Origin of the sequence: Novosphingobium sp. (genome assembly GCF_036820275.1) — a bacterium.
GTDB lineage: Bacteria > Pseudomonadota > Alphaproteobacteria > Sphingomonadales > Sphingomonadaceae > Novosphingobium.
Genome location: NZ_DAISLT010000038.1, coordinates 19,281 through 43,655, shown reverse-complemented (window position 1 = coordinate 43,655; position 24,375 = coordinate 19,281). Strand labels below are relative to the sequence as shown.

Below are 24,375 nucleotides of genomic sequence, written 5' to 3'. Positions count from 1 at the left end.
ACCTATTGCTGCCCGCGCGTCGAGGCGTTCGCTTGCAGCACGGCTTCTACCCGCAGGCGCGGGAAGACTTCTTCCAGCGGCTTCACGTCGGGCAGAACGTAGACATAGCCGCCCTCCTTCTGGAACAGCGGGCTGACGCCCTTGTTGTAGAACGCCATCGGCACATTGATGCAGCCGAACGTGATGCGGTTGTCGTCGATGGTTTCGGACAGCATCCGCGCGCGGCGGTTTTCCTTGTTGCCGGGCGGAATCGTGTGGAGCGCCACGGACGTCGCGTAGTCCACCCAGAGCACGCGCTGCCTGCCCGCAGCCCAGCCGAATTTCGCCAGGAATCGGCCTGCGGGCGTGGTCTTTTCGGCGGGGCCGATTTCGGACAGCGACTTGGCGCCGATGCCGGGCGTGGCTTCGTCGCCCAAGGCCTTGCCGATCAGTACCGGGGCGTCGGCAAGCCGCTTGCCCTCGGCATCGAACAGGAAGGCGCGAGCGGCGGTCTTGTCGATGATGATATAGGGAAGAGCCTGGTTGTCGCCGGAACCGGCCACCCAGCGAGCGACTTGCATGGCTCCAGACGAGAGTTCGCGTTCCGGCTGGGGTTGCGCTTCCGCTGCGGTCTGCGTTTTCGATGGGCGCTTGCCTGCCGCTTTTTTCGTACCCGGCTTTTTGGCTTTGGCCGCAGGCGCCTTGGCCAGATGCGTCGCAGCGGCCTGGGTCTCGGGCAGAGGAATGGGTGCGGCACCTGCCAGCGCGAGTGCGGCAAAAGCCAGAGGAACGCTCATCATCGTCGGAATGGACTCACGGAATTTGGCACGGAAAATGGTCGGCACCTCGAATGAGCGCCGACCATGGTATCACAGTCTTTTCGGCAACCTGCGCGAAAGGGCGCTCAGTTGCGCGCCCGCTTGCGCTGGCTGGCAGCCAACTGCTGCTCCACGCCGTCGACGCGCGAATTGAGCTGGTCGATGCGCTGGCCGTTCTGCTGCGCCTGACCCGAAGCGGCCTGTCCCTCGGCGAGGGCCTGCTTCGCGGTGGCGTCCGTCTGCTGGAGACGGGAATCGAGACCGTCGATCCGCTGGTTCACGGTGGCGATCTGGTCTCGTACAAAACCCTTGGTGGCACAGCCACCCAGGCCGATCGATCCGACGAGGATCACGGCGACAGGGGCAAGTTTCGTCAGATAAGGCGACATCGCATTCACTCCTTGTTGTCTATGTTGTTTAACAGCCCCGCAATGCTCCAAGCCGAGCGGGAAAGCGTGAACAATGCGATTCTGGCCGGCCGTGCTTCTGCAAAGGTGAACGGAAGCCCGGTCTGCCATGTGCAATAAGTTACGTAACGGCGTTCGGTTCCAGCCTGTCTCGCGGCGATCTTGCGGCGCCCGCAGGCCGATAACGCCGGGGCGGTCCGGCCTCCTCTTGTGCGCGCTGCCGGGTGGCGTACTGAACTAGGGTTCAGCCAGCCCGAAACGATCGGGTTGATCGAGAGAGGAATCATGAGCCAGACACTGGAGAACCGGGCAACCCCGGACGCCAAGACCCAGCTCGACATCTATCGCCGGATGATCCGGATCGAGCGCAACGACGACGCCACCCGCACCCAGATCCGTCGCGGCCGCATTACCGCGCCCTATTACTCGGCGCGCGGGCAGGAGTGCATTCCCTCGGCCATCTCGGTGCTGCTGAACAACGACGACAAGATCTGCACGATCTATCGCGGCATCCACGACATGGTCGCCAAGGACATGCCGCTCCGCCCGCTCTGGGCCGAGATCTGCGGCCGTGTCGACGGCACCTGCAAGGGCAAGGGCGGCCCGATGCACCTCACTCACCCGGAAACCGGCGTGATGGTGACGACGGGCATCGTCGGTTCCTCGATGCCGATCGCCAACGGCTTCGGCTGGGCGGCGCTGCTGGACGGCACCAAGCAGGTAACCGTCGCCTATTTCGGTGACGGCGCCAGCAACATCGGCGCGTTCCACGAAGCGCTGAACCTGGCTTCGGTCTGGAAGCTGCCGGTGATCTTCGTCTGCCAGAACAACGGTTTTGCCGAGCATACCCGCTACGAGAACGGCACTTCGGTGGACCAGATCTCGAAGCGCGCGATCGGCTACGGCATGCCGGGCTATACCGTGGACGGCAACGACCCGGTCGACGTCTACGCCCATGCCCACGCGGCGATCGAGCGGGCGCGTGCGGGCGAGGGGCCGACGCTTCTTGAGTGCAAGACCTTCCGCTTCATGGGCCACGTCTTCGGCGACAACGACGCCTACATGACCAAGGAAGAGAAGGCGGCGGCGATGGCGGACGATCCGCTGCCCAAGTTCCGCCAGAAGCTGATCGACGACGGCGTGGCAACGGCCGGAGAACTCGACGCGTTGACCGCGAAGGTTGAGGCCGAAGTGAACGACGCCATCGAATTCGCGATGGCCTGCGAATATCCGTCCGACGACGAACTGCGCCGCGACGTCTTTGCCGAGGAGATTCCGGCATGAGCACTGAAACTCTGGAAGCACCGGTCGTCGAGACCGTGAAGATGAACGGCCTTCAGGCGATCAATGCCGCGCTGTTCGAAGCGATGGAGGCCGATCCCAAGGTCCTCGTGCTGGGTGAAGACATCGCCGATAACGAAGGCGGCGGCGTCGTCGGCGTCACGCGTGGGCTTTCCACCAAGTTCGGCACCATGCGCGTGCGCTCCACACCGATCTCCGAACAGGCGATCATCGGCGCGGCCATCGGCGCGGCCATGGGCGGCTACAAGCCCGTGGCCGAGATCATGCTGATGAACTTCACGGCCGTGGCCATGGACATGATCGTGAACCACGCGGCCAAGCTGCGCTTCATGTCGGGCGGGCAGAGCCAGGTGCCGATGGTGATCCGCACCCTCACCGGCGCGGGCAACCAGACCGCCGGCCAGCACGCCGACTTCTATGAAGCGTGGTTCTGCCATACCGCCGGCATCAAGGTGGTGATCCCCTGGACCCCGGCCGACTTCAAGGGGCTCTACCTCTCGGCCATTCAGGATCCCGATCCGGTCATCATCGTCGAAAGCGGCAAGACGCTGTTCGTGCCGATGGACGTGCCGGTGAACCAGGGGCCGATCCCGCTGGGCAAGGCGAACGTCGTCGCGCCGGGCAGCGACATCACCATCGTTTCCTACGGGCAGATGATGTTCACCGTCATGCAGGCCCATGAAGAACTTACCAGGGCGGGCGTCTCGGTCGAAGTGATCGATCTGCGCACGATCTCGCCGTGGGACAAGGAAACGGTGCTGGCTTCGGCCGAGAAGACCGGGCGCCTGCTGGTCGTTCACGAAGCGGGTCGCAACTTCGGCCCCGGCGCGGAGATCGCCGCGACCGTGCAGGAAACGCTGTTCGGCAAGCTGAAGGCCCCGGTCGGCCGCCTTGGCGCGCCGTACTGCTCGGTGCCGTTCGCCAAGAAGCTGGAAGACGCCTTCCTCGTGCAGCCGCCCGAGATCATCGCCGAGGCCCAGCGCCTCGTCGCCATGGGCTGATACGGTACTGCCGTTGCTGAAACGGAAGGGCCTCCGCAGCGATGCGGGGGCCTTTTCGTGTCGCCGCGCGATGCGGCGCTCTCGGTGCTTTCGCTTGGCATTATCGAGCGCGTGTGCCCTGCGCCTGCGTTCTGGCCGTTCATAGAACGACGTTATCTCCAATGACCCGTCACGCAGCGCGGAGGCGGGTCACCAGACCATCGCATCGGCCCGCTTTTCCGGGCGGATGTAGATGGATGTGATCCAGGGGGAGAGGGCTTTCATCCGCCGCTCCAGTTCCTCGATCAGCGTTTCGGCATCGCCCATCCTGAGATCGTCGGCGAAGTCGGCGCTGATGGCGACGAAGATGGCCTGCGGGCTCGTATGGATGGTGCGGATGTGGTTCACCGCGTCGATGCGGGGGTGTCCGTCCAGCACTTCGCGAATTTGCGCGATCAGCACCGGATCGGCCGCCTCGCCGATCAGCAGCTCCTTGGATTCGCGGGCGAGCAGCATGGCTACGCCTGCCAGCACGCAGCCGATCAGGACCGAGGCAATGCCGTCGATACGCGGGTCGGCGAAGTGGATCGAGGCCCAGACACCCACTGCCGCTATGACGAGGCCGATCAGCGCCGCGCTATCCTCGAACAGCACGATGAAGCCCGTCGGGTCTTTGCTGCGCCGGATCGCCTGCCACCAGGTCTGTTCGCCGCGCCCGCGATTGAACTCGCGCACGGCGAGCGACCATGATGCGCCTTCCATCAGCGCGGCGATGCCAAGGACGACATAGTTGAGCGTCGGGTCCTCGATAGGGTGCGGGTCCGCTATATGGACGATCCCTTCGTAGATCGACACGCCCGCGCCCACCGCGAAGATCAGGATGGCGACGACGAAGGCCCAGAAATAGAGTTCGCGGCCATAGCCGAACGGGTGCGTCGGGTCCGGCTTCCGACTGGCGCGTTTCTGGCCGTAGAGCAGCAGCACCTGATTGCCGCTGTCCACCAGAGAGTGCACGCCCTCGGTCAGCATCGAGGAGGAACCGCTTATCCCGGCCGCCACGAACTTGGCGACGGCAATGCCGAGGTTGGCCGCCAGCGCGCCGTAGAGCACGATATTGGCCTTGAAGTGCGCGGCGACGCTGTCGGGTTGGTCCATCGGCGGGGTGGTTCCTCGGGAATTCGAAGAGTCCCAACTGTCACTGCACGCACGAGGTTGCGCAAGCCCCGCCGATTTAAGCCAGCGCCTGACGTCCTACGCGCTCGTTCCATAGGTCGGCATTGCCGCAGAGTTGCAGGTTGAGCAGTGCGCGCTTGAGGAACAGGTGGCAGGGATGCTCGTCGGTGAGGCCGATGCCGCCGTGAAGCTGCACCATTTCCTCGGTCACGAAGCGGAAGGCTTCGGCGGCCAGAACCTTGGCGGCAGCGAGTTCGGTGACGCTGGCGCTCCCGTCCCGCACGCGCTTCCACAGCAGTGCCTCGGCGACGACGATGCGGGTCTTCATGTCCGCGGCGCGGTGCTTCAGGGCCTGGAACAGCGCGATCGGCCGGTCGAACTGGCGACGGACTTTCATATATTCGATCGTCATGTCCAGCGCTGCGCCTGCCGCGCCGATACAGTCGGCGGCTATCGCGAGTTGCGCTTCGCCGGAAAGCCGGTCGTGCAGCGTCTTCGCGCCGTCTGCATCAGTGAGCGTCAGGGCAGGGGCGTATCCATCCAGAACCACGTCGAACAGGCGGCGACTGGGATCCCAGATCGGCCGCTCGACCAGCGAGACACCGGGCGCGTCGAGCGGGACCAGCGCATAGCCACCGGGCAGTTGCGCGACCACGGCGACGGCCATGTCCGCCTCGAATACACCGGAAATCGTGCCGGAAACGGTGCCGTCCGATCCCTCGGTCAGCTTGGCGGAGAGCATCGGCAGCGGCGCATATTCGCCTCCGGCCAGTCGCTCCAGCCAGTCCGCGCGTTCGGCGAAGCCGTGGCTGACGGCAATTGCCTGAAGGCCAAGCTGCGCCGGGATCAGCGGCATGGAGGAGAGCACGCGCCCCATCTCAAGGTGCAGTGCGGTCGAAGCCTCTCGCGAGAAGCCAAGGCCGCCGTCCTCTTCGGGCAGGCGCACCATCAGCCAGCCCATTTCTGCGGCGAGTTGCCAGCTTTCATCGCGCGAGGGCGAGAGCTTCTCGGCCGGGAATGCCTTCTGCGCGGCGTCGGTGAGTTCGTTCAGTTCGATCACAGCACCCACCCCTTTGGCTCGCGCGGCATGTCCAGCATGCGTTCGGCGATGATGTTGCGCTGCACTTCCTCGCTGCCGCCGGCGATGGTCCAGGCATAGGAATTCATGAAATCGGCCATCCAGTTGCCGGTATTGAGATCGCCGAAAGTGATCGGCGCCACGTATTGTTCGTCCATGCCGCCCAGCCGAAGGCCCAGCGCGGAATAAGCCCGCAGCGCGCGGCTATAGGCGTTCTTGACGATGGAGGCGTCGCCCATGCGCTCGATCCCGTTGATGCGGTTGTCGAGAAACTGGTCGGCAATCGCGCAGACCGAGTCCACTTGCGTGACCAGCGCACCGAAATCGCGCAGCACGCCGCGATCGTCCTCATGCCCATGCTCCCGGATCAGAGTGGCGACCCGGCCGAGCGCGCCGCGCATGCGGTAGGACAGCTCCATCAGCGTCAGCCCGCGTTCGGAGGCGAGCGTCGCCTGCGCCACGGCCCAGCCTTTTCCTTCCTCACCCACACGTTCGGAGACGGGAATTTCTACGTTGTCGAGGAAGATCTCGGCGAACTCCTCGTCGCCCTGGATCTGGTGGATCGGACGGACGGTGACGCCGGGTGCCTTCATGTCCATCAGCAGGTAGGTAATGCCCGCCTGCTTTACGCCGTTCGACGACGTGCGGGCCAGCAGCAGGCACTTGTCCGCGAACTGCGCCATCGTCGACCAGACCTTCTGGCCGTTGATGACGTAGACGTCGCCTTTCCGTTCGGCGCGCGTCTTGATCGCGGCTAGGTCCGATCCGGCGCCTGGCTCCGAAAAGCCCTGGCACCACGTTTCGCCCTCAAGGATTTTCGGCAGATAGCGGGCTTTCTGCTCCGCATTGCCGCATTCGTGCAGCGTGGCGAAGGCGTGGTAAGTGGACACGAACGAGAGCAGCAGGCGCGGGCAATCGGCACCGGCGAGTTCCTCGTAAATCACTTTCTGTTCGGCCAGGCTACGACCGCCGCCGGGGTACTCAGCGGGCCAGTGCGGAATGGCATAGCCGGCGCGGACGAGCTTGGCGAACCAGTCCCGCTGGGTGCGGACGAAATCGTCCTGCGTGCGGCTGGCATCGCGCCAGCCGGTGGGCGCTTCGGCGGCGAGGAAGCTGCGGACTTCGCGGCGCAGGGCTTCTAGGTCGTTGGTCATGTCCCTGTCTGTGCCGAGGGGGCGTCGGGGCGTCCAGACGGGGGCGGGTCGCTGCGGCGATATCGGGGAAGACGGTAAGAGAGGAATTCTGGGGGATGATCCCCCAGACCCGCGGAATGTCTACGTTGTTCTTGACCTAACCGTTTTGCGCCCACGGTGAGCCGGGAGACATTGAGGCCTTCGGCAGCAAGGAGCGCACAACGAGTAGTCGCGCGCTACGAAGACGGTCTTGGGGGTGCAGGGGGGCTATGCTCCCCTGCTTTCACACTTCCACTTCAATGAAATCTCCGACCACCCGCACGACATAAGTCTCGATCGGCATCGTCGCCGGCGGATTGATCGGCGCGCCGGTTTCCAGATCGAAGCGGGCGCCGTGGACCGGGCAGGATATCCAGCCGTTCCGAATCCGCCCGCATTCCAGCGTCTCGTAGGCGTGGCTGCACAAGTTGCGCACGGCGAAGATGCGATCATTCGTGTTGCAGAGAAGCACGCTGATCCCGCCCACTTCCACGACGATCTTGGCACCGGGAGGGAGGTCTTCCAGTCTGGCTGCGGCAAAGAAAGTCTTGTCGGTCATCATCTTCCCGGTTGCTCTTTTCGGCTGTCCGCACGTTGCCCTTTCCGATGGCCCGCAGGCAAGCGCCGACGCGATGAGGCTTGCGGTGTTCGGGGGGCGACGCGTTGGATTTCGCCGGGGCGTTGGCCCTTTGCTTGTGAGCGCATGGCCTGCTGGGTAACGCCGTGGGAAAACCAGGGCGAAGGATGTCATGCAGTTCGAATGGACCGAGGAACAGCACGCGTTCCGGCACAAGATCCGGGATTTCCTGCATGCGAACCTGCCGGAAGATTGGGAAAAGTTCTCCGAACACGGCCCCGCCTCGCCCGCGCTGACGGCTTTCGCGCGCGGCTTTTGCGTGAAGCTGGCCGAAGTCGGCCTGCTGTTCCCGCACTGGCCGCAAGAGATGGGCGGCGAGGGGCTCGGCCCGTGGGAGCAGCAGATCCTGTCCGAAGAGATGTGGATCGCCGGTGAGCCGCGCGGCGGGCAGTACATGAACGTCAACTGGATCGGCCCGACGCTGGAGAAGTACGGCTCCGCCGAGCAGAAGGCGCGTTATCTGGAGCCGATCACGCGCGGGGAATCGCTGTGGTGCCAGGGCTTCTCGGAGCCGGATGCCGGATCGGATCTTGCCAGCCTGCGCACCCGCGCGGTGCTGAAGGACGGCAACTACGTCATCAACGGCCAGAAGATCTGGACCTCCTATGCGGGCCTTGCGGACACCTGCTTCCTGCTGACCCGCACCAGCGACGACCGCAAGAAGGGCATCACCATCGTCCTCGTGCCGATGGACACGCCGGGTATCACCGTACGCCAGATCCCCTCGCTGATCGGTGAGGGCGACATTCACGAGGTTTTCTTCGACGATGTGACCGTGCCCGAAACCGCGCGCTTCGGCGCGGAAGGACAGGCGTGGGAGATCGTCGCCTATTCGCTCCGCAACGAGCGGCTGGGCATCCCCCGCTTCACGCTGGCCCGTGCCGCGCTCGACCGGGCCGTCACGATGCTACAGGAGCGCGGCGATTTCACCCGCGAGTATGTCCGTATCGAGGCAGCGCGCTGCGCGGCGCTTTGCGAGGCAGCGGGTACGGCGAACTATGCCGTGGTCCAGAAGCGTGTGGACGGGCTGGCGATCGGCGCGGAGTCCAGTTCCGCGCGCTACGCAACCGTCATGGCCGAGCGGGCGGTCTGCGAATTCGTGGTGGAGTTCCTGCCCGAAGCGCTCGCGGGCAAGTCGCCCTATCTCAAGATGCACCACCAGCGCGGCATCGTTGCGGGTGTGGCTGCCGGTTCGGCGGAGATCCAGCTCAACATCATCGCCAGCGACGTGCTGGAACTGCCTCGGGAGCCGCGCTGATGCAGCTTGCCCTCAATGAAGATCAGACCCAGATCCTCGATTTCGTCGAAGCGCTTGCCCGGCCCTTCGCCAACGCGCCGCTGCATGATGCCGGGCTGGCGCTGGAGAGCGAAGAACTCGACGCCGCCTTGGTGGAGAACGGTTTCCTCGATGTCATGGCGGTGGAGGAACTCGGTCCCGTCACCGCGGCGCTGGTGGTCGAGAAGCTGGCACGTTTGCCGTTTGCGGTGGAGGCGGCGGCGTCCGCTTTGGTGCGTCCACTGATCGATCCTGAACTGCCGCGTCCGCTTTGCCTGGTGGAGGAAGGGCGCACTTCGGGGCCGCTGCGCTTCCTGCGTCCCGGTGCGACCGTGGTTGTCGTCGGCCCCTCCGGCGTGCGCAGCTTTACGGCGAGCGAGGACCTTATCGCATCGGCGCAGGAGGATACGCTCTATGCCTATCCGGTGGCATTTCTTTCCGGCCTGCCCGAGACGATGACCGCGCACGATGCCGATCCGGCCGAAATCACCAGGGCATGGCGTGTCGCGATGGCGGCGGAAGCGGCGGGCCTGCTGGGCGCGGCGCTGGCGAGCGTGGTTACCTATGTGTCCGAGCGCAAGCAGTTCGGCCGCCCGCTGGCGACCTTCCAGGCGATGCGACACCGCCTTGCCGAAGCGCAAGTGGTGACGAACACGGCCTACTGGCTCGCCATGCGCGCGGCCGCGAGCGAGGACCCGGCCGACGCGACGATGGCGCTGCTTCATGCGCAGGAGGCGGCAAAGCGGGTCTGTTACGACTATCACCAGTTCCTCGGCGGCATGGGCATGACGCTGGAACATCCGCTGCACTTGTGGACCTATCGGCTCAAGCTGCTGACGGCCGAACTGGGCGGACGCGGAGCGCAGGGGCTGGCGGCGGCGGAGGCGCTCTGGGGGCATGCGGAGAAAGGGCAACAAGGATGCAGGGAAAAGATCTGATCGATCTGGGCGGGCAGGTGGCTGTGGTTACCGGCGCCGGTCAGAATGCGGGCAGGGCGACGGCACTGGAACTCGCGCGGCACAATGCGGGCGGCATTGCCGTCAACGATTTCGTGCCGGAGCGCGCCGAGGCTGTCGCAGCGGAAGTACGCGCCATGGGCGTGCCTGCACTGGCGGTGCCGTTCGACGTGACCGATCTCGACGCCGTGCAGGCGGCCAATGCGGCGATCACGGAGCAGCTCGGTCCGGCAACCGTGCTGGTGAACAATGCGGGCATGGCCGGTCCCGGCGCCTCGATCCGCCCGGCACAGAACTTCTGGGAGGAAGATCCCGCCAACTGGCCGCGCTATCTCGGCACCAATCTCTATGGCGTCTACAACTGCTGCTTCGCCTTCATTCCCAACATGGTCGAGGCGGCGCGCGGGCGGATCGTCACCATCGTTTCGGATTCGGGGCGCGTGGGTGAGCCCAGGCTGGCGGTCTACGCCTCGTCGAAGTCCGGCGTGCAGGGTTTCATGCGGTCTATCGCCAAGGAACTGGGACGCTACAACGTCACTGCCAATTGCGTGTCGCTCTCCGCCCTGCTTCCCGACATGCCTGACGAACAGCGCGCCGAGATCACCCAGAGCGACCATATGAAGGCGGTCATGGCACGCTATTCGATCCGCCGCTTCGGAAAGTCGCAAGACGTTGCGGGCCTGGTCACCTTCCTGTGCTCGGGCGCGGCTGAATGGATCACCGGGCAGACTTATCCGCTCAACGGCGGTTATGCCCCTTCGATGTGAGTTCTAGGGAGCGGAGGCGTTCAGCCCCACAGCCCCTCAGAATCATCCATCGGCGCAACGGACTCGCTCCGGCTGGGGCGGATCGGGAGAGGGGCAAACCGCCGAGGCGATCAGCTATCCGGTTCGTTGACGTTTCCGGACGGATCGAGCGGACCGCGGCCGCTTCTGGTCAGGATGCAGCGCACATCGGTATCGGCGCCGTCGGAGCCGACATGGCGCAGAAAGCCCTTCGAAGTGCGATGCAGAAGGGTGCCCTTGAGTTCGCCGCCGGTCATCAGGATCTGGCTGCCGGTCATCAGATAGCTGCCGCGCACGCCGTCCGGCGTCTTGTAGTTGGAGCCGGTCACGGCGCGGAAGTCGTATTGCGGCAGCCGAAGGCCGACCGGACCGCCGGCGGTCCCGTCGCGCTCGCAATTGTACTGGCCGAGTTCCATCGTCCCGATCGGGCCGCCGGGAACGGGCGGCGGTGCCGGGCTGGCGCTCGCCGCAGCGGCGGCGAGGAGGAGGGCGGCGAACGGAGCGTTACGAAGGGCGCGCATCATGACGAACCGCTAGCATCGGCGCGAAGCAATTGCCACAGGCAGTCTCCTCGGCTAAGGGCGCATGCTTTCGGTAATACCGGCTCTTTCCCATCTTAAGGTTCATCCCATGAAGATCAGTGGCGTCGACATTCGTCCCGGCAACATTCTCGAATACGAAAAGGGCATCTGGAAGGTTGCCAAGACGCAGCACACCCAGCCGGGCAAGGGCGGCGCCTTCATGCAGGTCGAGATGAAGAACCTCATCGACGGCCGCAAGACCAACGTTCGCTTCCGCAGCGCCGACACCGTCGAAAAGGTCCGTCTCGACACCAAGGACTTCCAGTTCCTCTATGTCGAGGGCGACCAGCTGGTGTTCATGGACATCGAAACCTACGAGCAGATCCAGCTCCCCGCCGACCTTCTGGGCGATGCCGCGGCCTTCCTTCAGGACGGCATGCAGGTCCTGCTCGAACTCTGGGAAGAGCGCCCGATCTCGGTGCAGCTGCCGGAACAGGTCGAAGCCGTCATCGTCGAAGCCGATGCCGTGGTGAAGGGCCAGACCGCCTCGTCCAGCTACAAGCCTGCCGTGCTCGACAACGGCGTGCGCGTGATGGTGCCGCCGCACATCGAAAGCGGCACGCGCATCGTCGTGGACGTCTACGAGAAGTCGTACGTGAAGAAGGCCGACTGATGCGCGGGCTGGCGTCGATCATCGCTGCGGCTGCCCTGGCGGCAGGCCCCCTGGCGTTGGGCCTGGCCGTTCCGGCTCAGGCTGCGCCGAAGAAGGCGCCTGCCAAGGCAGCTTCGACCAAGCCCGCCGCAGCTCCGGCTGCGGGGGCGCACGCCGCTTCTCCGGAAGTGGAGACCGCGATGCTCTACCTGAAAGTGCTGATCAGCGGCCTCCAGTCCGAAAAGGTGGAGGCCCCGGCCAAGGGGGCGCTCGTCGGCTGCATCTACAACAACTCGCTCCAGAAGATCAGCGAATCGATGGACAAGGTGATCGCCGAGAATCCCGGCAAGATCAGCCGCGACAACCCCACCGAACTGCTGAGCGCCATGGTGGCGATCTGCGGCTACAAGCCGACGGCACCTGCCACCGGTGCCCCCGCTGCTCCCGGCGCCCCCGCCACTCCGCAACAACCCGCGCCGCAGGGCCGATAATCAGACCGGCTACGGCCGGACCTCGAAGGACAAGGTAAGTTTTATGGCCATCTCCGGTCTCATTCGCGTCATGGAAAAGGCGGCCCGCAAGGCGGGCAGCCGCCTGCGCCGCGACTTCGGCGAAATCGAGCACCTCCAGGTCTCGCGCAAGGGACCGGCGGATTTCGTCTCCAAGGCCGACCAGGCCTCGGAACGCACCATCTGGGACGAACTGCGTGCGGCGCGTCCCGAATGGGGTTACCTCTTCGAGGAAGCGGGCGAGATCGAGGGCGATCCCGACAAGCCGCGCTTCATCGTCGACCCGCTCGACGGCACGACCAACTTCCTCCACGGCATCCCGCACTTCGCGATCTCGATCGCCGTGCAGGAACCGCGCCTGGACGGAAAGGGCTGGGGCGAAGTCACCGCGGGCCTGATCTACAACCCGGTAACGGACGAGTCCTACTGGGCCGAGAAGAGCCGCGGCGCCTGGCTCCAGGACAAGCGCCTGCGCGTCTCGTCGCGCCGTCACCTCGACGAGAGCGTGATCGCCACCGGCATTCCCTTCGCCGGTCACGGCGATGCGGGCGAGTGGACCAAGATCTATCACGCGCTGGCACCGCAGGTTGCGGGCATCCGCCGCTTCGGCTCGGCCGCGCTGGATCTCGCCTGGGTGGCCGCCGGTCGCTACGAAGGTTTCTGGGAAGCCGACCTCAAGCCCTGGGACACGGCGGCAGGCTGCCTGCTCGTGCGCGAGGCCGGTGGTTTCGTGTCCGACTGGAAGGGCCGTTCGCTGCCCATCCACGACACGCAGATCCTCGCCGGCAACGACGCGCTGCACTCGCGTCTCCACAAGTTGTTGGCAAACGCGCTCAAGTGACTTGAGCCGAAGCCAAGGCGCGGCTAAGTCAGCCGCGCCGGTGCCGATATCCGCAAGGATAACGGCAGCAGGGATGCCCCTGTGGCGGAATGGTAGACGCGAACGACTCAAAATCGTTTGTCGCAAGGCGTGCCCGTTCGAGTCGGGCCAGGGGCACCAAAAACGAAAAGCCGCGAACCCGATCGGGTTTCGCGGCTTTTTCGCGTCTGGTGCCCGGAGGCCGGATCGATCTATTTGTGTGCAATAGTGAACGCGATGCCGTGAAACATCGCGTGGAACGTCCCTATCTCGCGGAAATGGACGGAATTTAACAGTTAAAACGGATGCTTCCCGCGCCAATTTTTCTACATTGGTAACAACCTTGAAATCCCGCCGCCGGTTTGCGGTGGCATGTCCTTCGTTCCCTCGGGGCTGCGATAGACGTCGAGGTCTGCCGGAAGCGCGTTCCGAACCGAGGAAACGAGGCTGCGGGACACCGATGGCCACAAGGACCATCGGCTCGCTTTCGGCAGTTCCGCTCCCGCTGGAGTTCTCGCAGGACGAGGCGGGCGCGAATCGACATCAAGGTGTTTGGATGGCCGCTTCGGGTCGCTACTGGAAGCGCGTTTGCCAAATCTCCCCCTCCGGACCATTTCCGGTCCGGAGGGGGACGACGCGCTTGATCGCGGCGATGCACAGGCAGCCTTTCGCATGGGCCGGCTTGGTTCCGCTCGAAGCGCAGGCGCTGCTTGGGTATTGAGATTTCACGAAATCTGTTGCCCGCAGTGGCACGCCTCCATAGTCTGCGCGCCATGAAGGCACTTCTCACCGTTTCCGGCCTCGCCATAGCCCTTTCTCCCCTGGCAGCAGAGGCCGAACCGGTGGCGGACAGCATCGCGCGCGACCTGCCGGGGCTGATGACGATCTATCGCGATCTCCACGCCAATCCGGAACTGAGCTATCAGGAAGTCCGCAGCGCCGCGATCATGGCCAAGGCAGCGCGGGAGGCCGGGTTTACCGTAACCGAGAAAGTCGGCCAGACCGGCATCGTCGCGGTGCTGAAGAACGGCGAGGGGCCGACGGTCCTGATCCGTGCCGATATGGACGGACTGCCGGTGGTCGAGCAGACCGGCCTCGCTTTCGCCTCGAAGAAGCGCGGCGTGTCCACCGCCGGGGTCGAGAGCGGCATCATGCACGCCTGCGGTCACGACACCCACATGACCGCTTGGATCGAGACTGCGCGGCTCATGGCCAAGCGCAAGGCGGAATGGTCGGGCACACTCGTCATGATCGGCCAGCCTGCCGAGGAAGTCGGCAGCGGCGCGGTGGGAATGCTGAAGGACGGCCTCTACACGCGCTTTCCCAAGCCGGACTACACGCTGGCTTTTCACGATTCGGCCGATCTTCCCGCCGGGCAGGTCGGCGCCGCGGTGGGCTGGGCGCTCGCCAATGTCGACAGCGTCGACATCCTCGTGAAGGGCCTGGGCGGCCACGGCGCCTATCCGCAGGCGACCAAGGACCCGATCGTCCTGGCCAGCTCGATCGTCATGAAATTGCAGACACTTGTCAGCCGCGAGACAAGTCCGCTCGACCCGGCCGTGGTGACCGTGGGATCGTTCCACGCCGGAGCCAAGCACAACATCATTTCCGATCAGGCCAAACTGGAGCTGACGGTCCGCAGTTATTCCGACGAGACCCGCGCGCACCTGCTCGATGGGATCAGGCGGATCGCGCGCGGTGAGGCGATCGCCTCCGGCCTGCCCGACACGCTGATGCCCGAAGTCTCGGTGAAGGAGCCTTACACCCGCGCGACCTGGAACTCGCCCGAGTTCACGCAGGAAGCCGTGGCTGACCTCAAGACCAAGATGGGAGACGGCAATGTCGTCGTCACCCCTTCGGTCATGGGCGGTGAGGACTTCGGCGAGTTTCGTCGCGCGGACGAGGAGCACATCAAGTCGATTATCTTCTGGGTCGGCGGTGCCGATCCGCAGAAGATCGCGGCGGCGAAGGCGGGCGGTCCGGCGCTGCCCTCGCTCCACAGCCCGTTCTGGGCGCCCCAGGCCGACAAGGTGATCGCCTCGGGCAGCGAGGCGCTGACGTTAACGACCCTGCGCCTCATGCCGAAGAAGTGACGGGCTGGAAACTGTAGGAAAATCAGAAACTTCCAAGTTATATCAACGGCTTTGGCGCATATCCTGATATTCCGGGGCTGCCGCGGCTGTCAGATTCACCGACAGTTTACGCCTTGGGCTTAGGCTGACGGCATTGCCGGTTTTCGGCACGGAGAGTGGCGCCAAGCGACGATGATTCGCCTGTTCAAACACTACATCCCCCATGCGGTGGCGCTGCTGTGGCTGGTGGACATGCTCCTGCTGGTCGGGGCGAACGAGCTGTCCTGGCGGCTCAGGGCCGATCAGATCGGCATCGATCCCGGCGATCTCGGTACGCGCCTGGCGTTGCACGGGGGCTTTGCGCTGGTCATCTCGCTGTCGATGGTCGCGGTGGGGGTCTATGGCGCCGATGCCCTGCGCTCGATGCGGTTTGCCGCCGCGCGCCTGCTAGTAGCGGTTTCGCTTGGCGTTATCGCACTGGCTTTCGTCGATTTCATCTTTGCCGCGCAGAATTTCTGGCGCTCGACACTGGCTTACGCGATGGCCTTCGCGATCGTGCTGCTGGTGGCTAATCGCCTCGTTCTGGGCGGTTTCCTCGGCACATCGGCCTTCCGGCGGCGGGTTCTGGTGCTCGGCGCCGGGCATCGCGCCCAGCGCCTGCGCGATCTGGCGGAGCGGCGCGAAAGCGGCTTCGTGATTGTCGGTTACGTGGCCATGAGCGACGGCACGGCGGTGGTCGAGGAAGCAATCTCGCGCGCGGCGATCAACAACCTGACCCGCTTCGTCGACAATCTCGGCGTCACCGAAGTCGTCCTCGCACTGGAGGAGCGGCGCAACGCCCTGCCGCTCAAGGACCTCTTGCGGATCAAGACGACGGGCGTCCACGTCAACGAGTTCTCAAGCTTCCTCGAACGCGAGACGGGCCGGGTCGATCTGGATACCGTCAATCCGAGCTGGCTGATCTTTTCCGACGGGTTTTCTTCGGGCCGCGCAATTTCCAGCGTGGCCAAGCGCCTGTTCGACATTGTCGTCAGCGGCGTGGCGCTCTGCTTGACCGCGCCGGTCATCCTGCTCTTTGCGCTGCTGGTGAAGATCGACAGTCGCGGTCCGGCCTTCTACCGCCAGCAACGCGTCGGCCTGTTCGGCGAGCCGTTCGACGTCATCAAGCTGCGCTCGATGCGCACCGATGCCGAAGTCGCGGGCGCGCAGTGGGCATCAAAGGACGACCCGCGTGTGACCCGCATCGGCCGCTTCATCCGCAAGGCCCGCATCGACGAACTGCCCCAGTCCTGGAGCGTGCTCAAGGGCGAGATGAGCTTCGTCGGCCCTCGCCCGGAACGCCCGCAGTTCGTGTCGGAACTCGAAGAGCAGCTACCCTATTACGCCGAGCGCCACATGGTGAAGCCCGGCATCACCGGCTGGGCGCAGATCAACTACCCCTACGGCGCCTCGATCGAGGATTCCCGGCACAAGCTGGAATACGACCTCTATTACGCCAAGAACTACACGCCGTTTCTCGATCTCATCATCATTCTCCAGACCCTGCGCGTCGTGCTGTGGAGCGAAGGGGCGCGATGAGCCTCTCCGACGGTTTCGGCCTGTGGGGCACGGTGGGCGTCATTCTCGACCTGACCGGCGCTATCGGCGCTGCCAGTGTCGGCCTGTGGCTCTGGCCCCGGCGCGCGCGTCTGGCGGAGGCGGGGATCGCCACCGTCGCCGCGCTGTTCTTCACCGCGGGTTGGTGCATCGCCGCCGCTGCGGCGGTGACGGCGGAAGTCCCGATCTTCGCCTCGGTGGCGGAAAGTCTGCGTAATCTGGCCTGGCTGGTGGTGATCCATCGCTTCTTTGCAGGCGACGGGCGCCATTCCAGTCTCGCGCCGATCCGTCCGGTGATTTTCGCGCTGGCTTTCGTCGAACTGCTGCATCTCGGGATGATACTGGCCTTGTCCTCGGTGGCGATGGAGCGGGGGCTGGTCAGCCTCGGCTTCGATATCGAAGTCATGCTGCGTCTGCTGGTGACGGTCGGCGGACTGGTGCTCGTGCACAATCTCTATGCCGGAGCCCCGCGCGAGATGCGTGCCGGCCTGCGCTGGCCCGCAGTCGGCCTGGCGGTGCTCTGGTCGTTCGATCTCAATCTCTACACGGTCGCCTATCTCGCGCGTAGTTGGCCGGGCGAGATAGGCGCGCTGCGGGGCGCAGCCGCGCTGGCACTGGCCGCCTGCTTCGCCATCGCCGCCTCGCGAAACCGCGATGAACTGCGGCTCAAGCCTTCGCGGGCGGTGACTTTCCAGACCTTCTCGCTGCTTGTTATCGGCGTCTATCTGGTGGCGATGGTGGCGGTGGCGCAGTGGCTGTCCTATGCTGGCGGCGACTTCGCGCGGCTGATCGAGATGGCCTTCCTGACGCTTGCCAGCGCCTTTGCCCTCGTCGTGCTGCCTTCGCGCCGGGTGAGAAGCTGGCTCAAGGTGATCCTGGCCAAGCACTTCTTCCAGCACCGCTACGACTACCGCGAGGAGTGGCTGCGCTTCACCCGCACCATCGGCAGCAACGACGACCGCGGGCTGCCGTTGGAAGAGCGCGTGGTCCAGTCGGTGGCCGATATCACGGACAGTCCCGCCGGATTGCTGCTGACGCCTGACGAGCAGGGCGATCTCACGCTAGCCGCGCGTTGGAACTGGCCGGACGTTGACGTGCCCGCGACCGCCTATCCGCTGTCGGCGCTCGCACCGTTCGAGCAGTCCGGCCATATCGCCGATCTCGACGACTTGCGCGAAGGCCGGACCCCGCGCGGTCTCGATGTCGAGGTGCCGGAGTGGCTCGGCGGTGAGCGCCGCGCCTGGGCGCTGGTGCCGTTGGTCCATTACGACCGTCTGGTCGGCATGGTCGTCCTGGCGCGACCGTCGATGGCGCGCAAGTTCGACTGGGAGGATTTCGACCTCCTGCGCGTGATCGGCCAGCAGCTTGCCAGCTACCTCGCCGAGAATGCCAGCCAGGAGGCGCTGGCGGAATCCAGCCGCTTCGAGGATTTCCACCGCCGCATCGCCTTCGTGATGCACGATATCAAGAACCTCGCCAGCCAGTTCAGCCTGCTCGCCCGCAACGCCGAGCTTCATGCCGAGAAGCCGGAATTCCGTGCCGACATGCTCGTCACCTTGCGCAATTCATCGGACAAGCTGAACGCGCTGCTGACCCGGCTTTCGCGCTACGGCAGCGGCGCGGTGGACCGTCTCGAACCGGTCCGCGCCGCTGACGTCGCACGCGGCGTCGTCCGGCGTTTTGGCGGGCAGGTCGTCCTGACCGAAGCGCAGGAATTGATCGCGACGGCGAATGCCCATTCGCTGGAGCAGGTCCTGGTCCATCTCGTCCAGAACGCCGTCGATGCCAGCAAGCCGGACAGGCCGGTCTTTCTTACGCTGGCTGCCGAGGGCCTCCATGCCCGGTTCGAGGTCGTCGATTCCGGCTGCGGCATGTCCGCCGAATTCGTGCGCCACCGCCTGTTCAAGCCTTTCGTCTCCACCAAGAGCGGTGGCTTCGGCATCGGCGCCTTCGAGGCGCGCGAACTGGTGCGGGGCATGAAAGGGCGGCTCGACGTGGAATCGCGCGAAGGACTGGGCTCGCGCTTCATCGTCCGGATCCCGCTCGCCCTTTCGAACGACATCCAGCAAGACAGCGTCCGCAAGGACCAGAAGGTAGCCTGAGAATGACCGAGGCCCGACCCAAGCTTCTTCCGAAGTTGCTTATCGTGGAGGACGATGCCGGTCTCCAGGCGCAGCTCAAATGGGCCTACGAGGACTTCGAGGTGGTCGTGGCGGGAGATCGCCCGACGGCGCTGGCCCTGCTGCGTTCGGAAATGCCGGACGTGGTGACGCTGGACCTGGGCCTGCCGCCTGACCCCGACGGCACCACCGAGGGTTTCGCCGTGCTCGACGAGATCATGGCACTCAAGCCCGATACCAAGGTGATCGTCGCCTCTGGCCATGGCGCGCGGGAATCGGCCTTGCAGGCGATCGCGCGCGGGGCTTACGATTTCTACCAGAAGCCTGTCGACATCGATGCGCTCGGGCATATCGTGCGCCGCGCCCTGCAGCTTCACCGGCTTGAGGATGAGAACCGCCGTCTCGCCTCGCGGGTGGAAAAGGACGAGAAAGTGCTCGGGCGCCTGATCACCGCGGCGCCGGAGATGGTTCGCGTCGCGCGCACGATTGAGCGCGTGGCCAATACCAATGTCTCGGTCATGTTGCTCGGCGCCAGCGGCACGGGCAAGGAACTGCTCGCGCGGGGCCTGCATGAGGCGAGCGGACGCGCCAAGGGGCAGTTCGTGGCGATCAATTGCGCGGCGATCCCGGAAAACCTCCTGGAAAGCGAGCTTTTCGGCCACGAGAAGGGCGCTTTCACCGGCGCGGTCAAGACCACCCCCGGCAAAATCGAGCAGGCCGCCGGCGGCACCCTGTTCCTCGACGAAGTCGGGGACATTCCGCTTCAGCTTCAGGTCAAGCTGCTGCGCTTCCTTCAGGAACGGGTGATCGAGCGGGTCGGATCGCGCGAATCCATTCCGGTCGATACCCGCATCGTCTGCGCCACTCACCAGGATCTCGAAACGATGATCGCCGAGGGGCGCTTCCGGGAGGACCTGTTCTATCGCCTGGCCGAAATCGTCGTGCGCATTCCCGGCCTTGCAGAACGACCCGGCGACGCGACCTTGTTGGCGAAGGCCTTCCTGCATCGCTATGCCAAGGAAATGAATCCCGGCGTGCGCGGCTTCGCGGCCGATGCGCTCGCGGCGATCGACGCCTGGGGCTGGCCGGGCAATGTGCGCGAACTGGAAAACCGGGTGAAGCGCGCCGTCATCATGGCGGACGAAAAGCTCGTCGGTGCCGCCGATCTCGATCTCGCCGATCCGGACGAGCAGGTCGCGAACGCGCTCAATCTGAAGACCGCGCGCGAGCAGGCAGACCGCAAGGTCATCCGCCACGCCCTGGCCCGTAGCGAGGGCAATATCTCCAGCACCGCCAAGATGCTGGGGATCAGCAGGCCGACGCTCTACGACCTGCTCAAGCAGTACGATCTGCAGAACTGAAGCGGGCGAGAGCCTCGCTGTCCGGAGGCTCTCGCAACCTTGGTGCCTTACTTGGGCTGGTAGGTCTGTTCCGATCCGGGGAAACTGCGGGCGCGCACTTCCTCGGCATATTTCGCGGCGGCTTCCGAGACCAGTCCGGCCATGTCGGCATAGCGCTTCACGAAGCGCGGAACGCGGTCGAACATGCCCAACATGTCCTCGGCGACGAGCACCTGGCCGTCGCACTCGGCCGAAGCGCCGATGCCGATGACCGGAATGTCGAGGCTATGGGTGAGCGAAATCGCGATCGGTTCGAGCACGCCCTCGACGACGACCGAGAAGGCGCCTGCACCGGCGACGGCCTTGCCGTCCGAGATGATCTTGGCGTGTTCTTCCTGGCTGCGGCCGCGCGCGCCGTAGCCGCCGAGTGCGTTCACCGCCTGCGGGGTCAGGCCGATATGGGCCATGACGGGAATGCCGCGCTGGGTGAGGAAGGCGATCGTCTCGGCCATGGCTTCGCCGCCTTCGAGCTTCACGGCGGCGCAGCCGGTTTCGGCCATCAGGCGAGAGGCCGAGGCGAAGGCCTGCTGCGGGCTGCCTTCATAGGAACCGAAAGGCATGTCGACGACGACGAGCGAGTGATAGCTGCCGCGCACGACGGCGGCGCCGTGGGCGATCATCATGTCGAGCGTGACGGGCAGGGTGGAGGGCAGGCCGTAGATCACCTGGGCCAGCGAATCCCCGACCAACAGCATATCGCAATGTTCGTCGAGAAGCTGGGCCTGCCGCGCGGTATAGGCCGTCAGCATGACCAGCGGCTCGGTCGTCTTGCCCTCGACCTTGCGGCGCTGGATGGACGGAACCGTCAGGCGCTTCATCGGCGCGGGGGTGGGATTGGCGCGACTGGTCGCGGTGTCGAGCTGGAAGGTGGTGGACATGGACACGCTTCTAGCGCGGGGTTGGAAGATGCGCAAAAGAGCATTTTCATTGCCGATTGCGAGAAGAAGCAAACACGAAGCCGCAGGAAGAGGCTTGTTCGCGTACGAATCCGCAATTGTGAAGAACCTGTGGCAATAGGGCTTGCCATGCCCACGCAGCCCGCTAGCGTCGCGCCATACAAAAATTCGGGGGTCCACGCATGTTCGGACGCGTAAAACCGCTCGACGCCATTCTGGCTACAGCGGAAAAGAAATCTCTTCACAGGTCGCTCGGCGCCTTCCAGCTGACCATGCTCGGTATCGGTGCCGTGATCGGCACGGGCATTTTCGTTCTCACCGCCGAAGCAGCGCAAAAAGCCGGTCCCGGCATGATGCTGTCCTTCGTCATCGCCGGTTTCGTCTGCGGCGTGGCAGCACTTTGTTACGCCGAAATGGCGGCGATGGTCCCGGTTTCGGGCTCCGCCTATACCTATAGCTATGCGGTCATGGGCGAAACCGTCGCCTGGATGGTCGGCTGGGCCCTGATCCTGGAATACGCAATCGCCGCGGGCGCGGTTTCGGTCGGCTGGTCGGGCTACTTCGTCGGCTGGCTCAACAGCAGCTTCGGAATGCATATCCCGCTCGATTTCGTGCGTGGACCTTTCGACGGCGGTCTCATCAACATCCCCGCGATGTTGATCGCGGCGGCGGTTACTGCTCTCCTGATCAAGGGCACCAAGGAAAGCGCCACCGTCAACGCGGTGCTCGTGGGCATCAAGATCCTGGCGCTGGCCCTGTTCGTGGTCCTGACGATCCCGGTCATCCGGAGCGGCCAGTTCACGCCGTTCGCCCCGCTCGGCTTCGCGGGCATTTCCAGCGCTGCCGCCTCGATCTTCTTCGCCTATGTCGGTTTCGATGCGGTTTCGACCGCTGCCGAAGAGACCAAGAACCCGCAGCGCAACATGCCGATCGGCCTGATCGGCAGCCTGGGTATCTGCACGATCTTCTACATGCTGGTGGCTTCGGGCGTGATCGGCACCGTCGGCGCGCAGCCCGTGCTCGGCGCCAATGGCGCAGCGCTTTCGCCGGGCACGCCGGAGCTTTCGCAGGCCTGCGCCGCCATTCACGAGAATGCGGTCGTGTGCTCGAAGGAAGCCCTTGCCTGGACCCTGCGCCAGGTCGGCTATCCGTTCGTCGGCTGGCTCGTTGGCGCGGCGGCGATCATCGCGCTGCCTTCGGTCATCCTGATGATGATGTTCGGCCAGACCCGCATCTTCTTCGTCATGAGCCGTGATGGCCTGCTGCCCGAGTTCTTCTCGAAAGTGCATCCGCGCTTCCACACGCCGCATGTGATCACCATGCTGACCGGACTGTTCGTGACGTTGTTCGCGGCATTCTTCCCGGTCGGCCTGCTGGCGGACGTGTCGAACTCTGGAACGCTGTTCGCCTTCGCGGCGGTGTCAATCGCGGTCATGGTGCTGCGCAAGACCGATCCGACGCGCAAGCGTCCGTTCCGCACGCCGGGCATCATGTTGACCGCGCCGCTGGCGATCCTCGGCTGCATCTACCTGTTCTTCAGCCTTTCGCCACAGACCATTGGGCTGTTCGTCGCCTGGGCGATCCTCGGTCTCTTCGTCTATTACACCTACAGCCGCTCGCGCAGCCATGTCGGTCGTGGGCTGGTCGAGACCCACGAGGTCGACGCCGACGCGCCGCCGCAGCCGGTTCCGCCGGTCTGATAGGACGTTTCAGTGCAAAACGGAGAAGGGGAGCCATCGTGCTCCCCTTTTTCTTTGTCTGGATGCGGAGATATGCCGTGGTTTTCACCAAGGCATCCACCGCTGTTGCCCATGATATCCAGAGGTTACCCACAGGCTTGTCCCTCGGCCCAATAAGGGGAAATTTACCTATGGCTGCGATAATTCCGACAGGTCTATCCAAAAAAATCGGGCACCATCATGTCGGCTATCAAGGCGTTGATCCCAGGTTTCCTGCTGAGCTGGATCGTTTCCACGGTCATCGGCTCGCAAGGTTCGAGCGGAGGCGTCCTGTCGATCACGCATACGTTCTATCAGGGGCATGAACTCTACTGGTCCTGGCCGCTGTTCTGCGGAGCTACCGCGCTCGCCTGGGCGCTCTTCGCGATGATGGAGTGACCGCCTGCGGAGCAAGCGGGATCGCCGCGCGTTGCTTCCCCCGATGTCCTTTCCGTTCGACCGCATCGTTCTGGCCCTGCTCCTTGCCGCCTGCATCCTGCTGGCCGGGCGAGGCTGGCTGCGGGAGCATCCCGGTTACGATCTCTGGGCGCCGCTGTCGCTGGACGAGAGGCCGGGCTGGGCGACCCCGCGCAAACTGGCAGCGCTTCGCGGCGACCGCGATCTCTGCCGTGCCTTTCTGGAGCGCAGCGGGATCTCGCCTACAGCCCTCCCGCCGCTGGGCAAAGGTGAGTGCCGCCGTGACGACCGCAAGCTTGTTGCGGCACCCCAAGCGGCCGGTGTCGCGCTTTCTCCGGCAAGGGCAGAGGCAGCCTGCGCCGTCGATGCGGCGATGGCCTGGTGGCTGCGACACGGCGTTCAGCCGCAAGCGGAGGCGATATTCTCGAGCAAGGTCGTCAGGATCGAGCAACTCGGCACTTACAACTGCCGCCGTATCGGTAACGGCAACATAGGCAGTTGGAGCGAGCACGCGACCGGCAATGCGATCGATGTCTCGGCTTTCGTGCTGGCGAACGGTCGCCGAATCACGCTTCGCAAAGGCTGGAGGGGCGATACCGAGGAAGCGGCCTTCCTCCACGCGGTGCGCGATTCGGCCTGCAAAAGTTTCTCGACGGTGCTCTCGCCGGACTACAACGCAGCCCATGCAGACCATCTGCATCTCGACCAGGCGCGCCGGATGGCGGGTTGGAAAGCGTGCCGCTGATTTGGGAAAGGCCCGAAAGCCGGAAATGCTGCTGGTGACCCCTACGGGAATCGAACCCGTGTTTCAGCCGTGAGAGGGCCGCGTCCTAACCGCTAGACGAAGGGGCCTTAAGCCAGCGCAGACCACACTGAGGTGGCGAAAAATGGTGACCCCTACGGGAATCGAACCCGTGTTTCAGCCGTGAAAGGGCCGCGTCCTAACCGCTAGACGAAGGGGCCGTTAAGCCATTTTATCTGCATCCACGCACCACCGAAATGGTGACCCCTACGGGAATCGAACCCGTGTTTCAGCCGTGAAAGGGCCGCGT

General features: G+C 64.7%; 23 protein-coding genes and 4 tRNA genes (1 of these 27 cut by a window edge). 16 read left to right on the top strand and 11 right to left on the bottom strand.

The genetic code is table 11. The features are described 5' to 3' along the window. Window positions 1-2: 2 nt before the first annotated feature. Together V7066_RS22775 and V7066_RS22770 are read right to left on the bottom strand one after the other, a co-directional pair. Window positions 3-779 carry a hypothetical protein gene (locus V7066_RS22775; RefSeq protein ID WP_334185250.1) on the bottom strand — a complete coding sequence of 259 codons (777 nt, stop codon included), beginning with the start codon at window positions 777-779 and terminating at the stop codon, window positions 3-5. A gap of 104 nt (window positions 780-883) precedes the next feature. After that, entirely contained in the window at window positions 884-1,186 is a 303-nt protein-coding gene (locus V7066_RS22770; RefSeq protein WP_334185249.1) for a hypothetical protein, read from the bottom strand. 303 nt (window positions 1,187-1,489) lie between these two features. On the opposite strand from V7066_RS22770, the gene V7066_RS22765 reads away from it, so the two are divergent. Together V7066_RS22765 and V7066_RS22760 are read left to right on the top strand one after the other, a co-directional pair. Continuing rightward, window positions 1,490-2,488: a thiamine pyrophosphate-dependent dehydrogenase E1 component subunit alpha gene (locus V7066_RS22765; protein WP_334185248.1), complete on the top strand. Its 999-nt coding sequence runs from the start codon at window positions 1,490-1,492 to the stop codon at window positions 2,486-2,488. Beyond that, window positions 2,485-3,507 (top strand): alpha-ketoacid dehydrogenase subunit beta, encoded by a 1,023-nt coding sequence (locus V7066_RS22760; protein WP_334185247.1) that lies wholly within the window; start codon window positions 2,485-2,487, stop codon window positions 3,505-3,507. The genes V7066_RS22765 and V7066_RS22760 overlap by 4 nt, the downstream gene beginning before the upstream one ends. Before the next feature lie 189 nt (window positions 3,508-3,696). Here V7066_RS22760 and V7066_RS22755 read toward each other — a convergent pair whose 3' ends face one another. From V7066_RS22755 to V7066_RS22740, 4 genes are all read right to left on the bottom strand, one after another. Further along, the gene (locus tag V7066_RS22755; RefSeq protein ID WP_334185246.1) at window positions 3,697-4,641 is read right to left on the bottom strand and encodes a cation diffusion facilitator family transporter; all 945 of its coding nucleotides are present in this window, start codon (window positions 4,639-4,641) and stop codon (window positions 3,697-3,699) included. A 76-nt stretch (window positions 4,642-4,717) separates the two neighbouring features. Further along, the gene (locus V7066_RS22750; RefSeq protein WP_334185245.1) at window positions 4,718-5,719 is read right to left on the bottom strand and encodes an acyl-CoA dehydrogenase family protein; all 1,002 of its coding nucleotides are present in this window, start codon (window positions 5,717-5,719) and stop codon (window positions 4,718-4,720) included. After that, entirely contained in the window at window positions 5,716-6,891 is a 1,176-nt protein-coding gene (locus V7066_RS22745; RefSeq protein ID WP_334185244.1) for an acyl-CoA dehydrogenase family protein, read from the bottom strand. The genes V7066_RS22750 and V7066_RS22745 overlap by 4 nt, the downstream gene beginning before the upstream one ends. Before the next feature lie 262 nt (window positions 6,892-7,153). Beyond that, window positions 7,154-7,468: a Rieske (2Fe-2S) protein gene (locus V7066_RS22740; protein WP_334185243.1), complete on the bottom strand. Its 315-nt coding sequence runs from the start codon at window positions 7,466-7,468 to the stop codon at window positions 7,154-7,156. Between the two features lie 190 nt (window positions 7,469-7,658). Here V7066_RS22740 and V7066_RS22735 point away from each other — a divergent pair, with 190 nt between their 5' ends. The 3 genes from V7066_RS22735 to V7066_RS22725 are packed head-to-tail and all read left to right on the top strand — an operon-like array spanning window position 7,659 to window position 10,545. Beyond that, the gene (locus V7066_RS22735) at window positions 7,659-8,804 is read left to right on the top strand and encodes an acyl-CoA dehydrogenase family protein (RefSeq protein WP_334185242.1); all 1,146 of its coding nucleotides are present in this window, start codon (window positions 7,659-7,661) and stop codon (window positions 8,802-8,804) included. Further along, window positions 8,804-9,760, top strand: a complete 957-nt coding sequence (locus tag V7066_RS22730) for an acyl-CoA dehydrogenase family protein (protein ID WP_334185241.1) — start codon at window positions 8,804-8,806, stop codon at window positions 9,758-9,760. Before V7066_RS22735 ends, V7066_RS22730 begins: the two co-directional genes overlap by 1 nt. Then, window positions 9,742-10,545, top strand: a complete 804-nt coding sequence (locus V7066_RS22725) for an SDR family NAD(P)-dependent oxidoreductase (RefSeq protein ID WP_334185240.1) — start codon at window positions 9,742-9,744, stop codon at window positions 10,543-10,545. Before V7066_RS22730 ends, V7066_RS22725 begins: the two co-directional genes overlap by 19 nt. Before the next feature lie 110 nt (window positions 10,546-10,655). Here the strand turns inward: V7066_RS22725 and V7066_RS22720 are convergent, their stop codons facing one another. Beyond that, window positions 10,656-11,087 carry a hypothetical protein gene (locus tag V7066_RS22720; protein ID WP_334185239.1) on the bottom strand — a complete coding sequence of 144 codons (432 nt, stop codon included), beginning with the start codon at window positions 11,085-11,087 and terminating at the stop codon, window positions 10,656-10,658. Between the two features lie 106 nt (window positions 11,088-11,193). Between V7066_RS22720 and efp the strand changes: the two genes are divergently transcribed. From efp to prsR, 8 genes are all read left to right on the top strand, one after another. Next, window positions 11,194-11,757, top strand: a complete 564-nt coding sequence (gene efp / locus V7066_RS22715) for an elongation factor P (RefSeq protein WP_147215179.1) — start codon at window positions 11,194-11,196, stop codon at window positions 11,755-11,757. After that, entirely contained in the window at window positions 11,757-12,227 is a 471-nt protein-coding gene (locus V7066_RS22710; RefSeq protein WP_334185238.1) for a hypothetical protein, read from the top strand. The genes efp and V7066_RS22710 overlap by 1 nt, the downstream gene beginning before the upstream one ends. A gap of 43 nt (window positions 12,228-12,270) precedes the next feature. Next, window positions 12,271-13,086: an inositol monophosphatase family protein gene (locus V7066_RS22705; RefSeq protein WP_147215175.1), complete on the top strand. Its 816-nt coding sequence runs from the start codon at window positions 12,271-12,273 to the stop codon at window positions 13,084-13,086. A gap of 75 nt (window positions 13,087-13,161) precedes the next feature. Then, window positions 13,162-13,245 (top strand) — tRNA-Leu (locus V7066_RS22700). 632 nt (window positions 13,246-13,877) lie between these two features. After that, on the top strand, window positions 13,878-15,197 hold the full coding sequence (locus V7066_RS22695; RefSeq protein ID WP_334185237.1) for an amidohydrolase: 1,320 nt from the start codon (window positions 13,878-13,880) through the stop codon (window positions 15,195-15,197). A gap of 171 nt (window positions 15,198-15,368) precedes the next feature. Continuing rightward, window positions 15,369-16,754 (top strand): TIGR03013 family XrtA/PEP-CTERM system glycosyltransferase, encoded by a 1,386-nt coding sequence (locus V7066_RS22690; protein WP_334185236.1) that lies wholly within the window; start codon window positions 15,369-15,371, stop codon window positions 16,752-16,754. Then, window positions 16,751-18,874: an XrtA/PEP-CTERM system histidine kinase PrsK gene (prsK, locus tag V7066_RS22685; RefSeq protein ID WP_334185235.1), complete on the top strand. Its 2,124-nt coding sequence runs from the start codon at window positions 16,751-16,753 to the stop codon at window positions 18,872-18,874. The genes V7066_RS22690 and prsK overlap by 4 nt, the downstream gene beginning before the upstream one ends. 2 nt (window positions 18,875-18,876) lie before the next feature. After that, on the top strand, window positions 18,877-20,253 hold the full coding sequence (prsR, locus tag V7066_RS22680; RefSeq protein WP_334185234.1) for a PEP-CTERM-box response regulator transcription factor: 1,377 nt from the start codon (window positions 18,877-18,879) through the stop codon (window positions 20,251-20,253). A 47-nt stretch (window positions 20,254-20,300) separates the two neighbouring features. Here prsR and panB read toward each other — a convergent pair whose 3' ends face one another. Continuing rightward, window positions 20,301-21,170 (bottom strand): 3-methyl-2-oxobutanoate hydroxymethyltransferase, encoded by an 870-nt coding sequence (panB, locus tag V7066_RS22675; protein WP_334185233.1) that lies wholly within the window; start codon window positions 21,168-21,170, stop codon window positions 20,301-20,303. Between the two features lie 200 nt (window positions 21,171-21,370). On the opposite strand from panB, the gene V7066_RS22670 reads away from it, so the two are divergent. The 3 genes from V7066_RS22670 to V7066_RS22660 all read left to right on the top strand — a co-directional run bounded on the left by V7066_RS22670 (window position 21,371) and on the right by V7066_RS22660 (window position 24,068). Then, window positions 21,371-22,888 (top strand): amino acid permease, encoded by a 1,518-nt coding sequence (locus V7066_RS22670; protein WP_334185232.1) that lies wholly within the window; start codon window positions 21,371-21,373, stop codon window positions 22,886-22,888. Window positions 22,889-23,107: 219 nt separating this feature from the next. Next, entirely contained in the window at window positions 23,108-23,305 is a 198-nt protein-coding gene (locus V7066_RS22665) for a hypothetical protein (protein ID WP_334185231.1), read from the top strand. 43 nt (window positions 23,306-23,348) lie between these two features. Beyond that, a complete protein-coding gene (locus V7066_RS22660) occupies window positions 23,349-24,068 on the top strand; it encodes an extensin-like domain-containing protein (RefSeq protein ID WP_334185230.1) in 720 nt (239 codons plus the stop codon). A gap of 32 nt (window positions 24,069-24,100) precedes the next feature. On the opposite strand, the gene V7066_RS22655 is transcribed toward V7066_RS22660, so the two are convergent. From V7066_RS22655 to V7066_RS22645, 3 genes are all read right to left on the bottom strand, one after another. Continuing rightward, window positions 24,101-24,175 (bottom strand) — tRNA-Glu (locus tag V7066_RS22655). A 36-nt stretch (window positions 24,176-24,211) separates the two neighbouring features. Beyond that, window positions 24,212-24,286: transfer RNA gene (locus V7066_RS22650), tRNA-Glu, on the bottom strand. Between the two features lie 37 nt (window positions 24,287-24,323). Further along, window positions 24,324-24,375: transfer RNA gene (locus V7066_RS22645), tRNA-Glu, on the bottom strand (it continues 123 nt past the right edge of the window).

What these genes read in the sequence shown, in the direction of transcription:
- V7066_RS22730 (WP_334185241.1), top strand. Translation starts at nt 8,804, where the DNA reads ATGCAGCTTGCCCTCAATGAAGATCAGACCCAGATCCTCGATTTCGTC.
- V7066_RS22735 (WP_334185242.1), top strand. Translation starts at nt 7,659, where the DNA reads ATGCAGTTCGAATGGACCGAGGAACAGCACGCGTTCCGGCACAAGATC.
- V7066_RS22720 (WP_334185239.1), bottom strand. Translation starts at nt 11,087, where the DNA reads ATGATGCGCGCCCTTCGTAACGCTCCGTTCGCCGCCCTCCTCCTCGCC.
- prsR (WP_334185234.1), top strand. Translation starts at nt 18,877, where the DNA reads ATGACCGAGGCCCGACCCAAGCTTCTTCCGAAGTTGCTTATCGTGGAG.
- V7066_RS22660 (WP_334185230.1), top strand. Translation starts at nt 23,349, where the DNA reads ATGTCCTTTCCGTTCGACCGCATCGTTCTGGCCCTGCTCCTTGCCGCC.
- V7066_RS22665 (WP_334185231.1), top strand. Translation starts at nt 23,108, where the DNA reads ATGTCGGCTATCAAGGCGTTGATCCCAGGTTTCCTGCTGAGCTGGATC.
- V7066_RS22705 (WP_147215175.1), top strand. Translation starts at nt 12,271, where the DNA reads ATGGCCATCTCCGGTCTCATTCGCGTCATGGAAAAGGCGGCCCGCAAG.
- efp (WP_147215179.1), top strand. Translation starts at nt 11,194, where the DNA reads ATGAAGATCAGTGGCGTCGACATTCGTCCCGGCAACATTCTCGAATAC.
- V7066_RS22770 (WP_334185249.1), bottom strand. Translation starts at nt 1,186, where the DNA reads ATGTCGCCTTATCTGACGAAACTTGCCCCTGTCGCCGTGATCCTCGTC.
- V7066_RS22690 (WP_334185236.1), top strand. Translation starts at nt 15,369, where the DNA reads ATGATTCGCCTGTTCAAACACTACATCCCCCATGCGGTGGCGCTGCTG.
- V7066_RS22695 (WP_334185237.1), top strand. Translation starts at nt 13,878, where the DNA reads ATGAAGGCACTTCTCACCGTTTCCGGCCTCGCCATAGCCCTTTCTCCC.
- prsK (WP_334185235.1), top strand. Translation starts at nt 16,751, where the DNA reads ATGAGCCTCTCCGACGGTTTCGGCCTGTGGGGCACGGTGGGCGTCATT.
- V7066_RS22710 (WP_334185238.1), top strand. Translation starts at nt 11,757, where the DNA reads ATGCGCGGGCTGGCGTCGATCATCGCTGCGGCTGCCCTGGCGGCAGGC.
- V7066_RS22760 (WP_334185247.1), top strand. Translation starts at nt 2,485, where the DNA reads ATGAGCACTGAAACTCTGGAAGCACCGGTCGTCGAGACCGTGAAGATG.
- V7066_RS22745 (WP_334185244.1), bottom strand. Translation starts at nt 6,891, where the DNA reads ATGACCAACGACCTAGAAGCCCTGCGCCGCGAAGTCCGCAGCTTCCTC.
- panB (WP_334185233.1), bottom strand. Translation starts at nt 21,170, where the DNA reads ATGTCCACCACCTTCCAGCTCGACACCGCGACCAGTCGCGCCAATCCC.
- V7066_RS22670 (WP_334185232.1), top strand. Translation starts at nt 21,371, where the DNA reads ATGTTCGGACGCGTAAAACCGCTCGACGCCATTCTGGCTACAGCGGAA.
- V7066_RS22755 (WP_334185246.1), bottom strand. Translation starts at nt 4,641, where the DNA reads ATGGACCAACCCGACAGCGTCGCCGCGCACTTCAAGGCCAATATCGTG.
- V7066_RS22740 (WP_334185243.1), bottom strand. Translation starts at nt 7,468, where the DNA reads ATGACCGACAAGACTTTCTTTGCCGCAGCCAGACTGGAAGACCTCCCT.
- V7066_RS22765 (WP_334185248.1), top strand. Translation starts at nt 1,490, where the DNA reads ATGAGCCAGACACTGGAGAACCGGGCAACCCCGGACGCCAAGACCCAG.
- V7066_RS22725 (WP_334185240.1), top strand. Translation starts at nt 9,742, where the DNA reads ATGCAGGGAAAAGATCTGATCGATCTGGGCGGGCAGGTGGCTGTGGTT.
- V7066_RS22775 (WP_334185250.1), bottom strand. Translation starts at nt 779, where the DNA reads ATGATGAGCGTTCCTCTGGCTTTTGCCGCACTCGCGCTGGCAGGTGCC.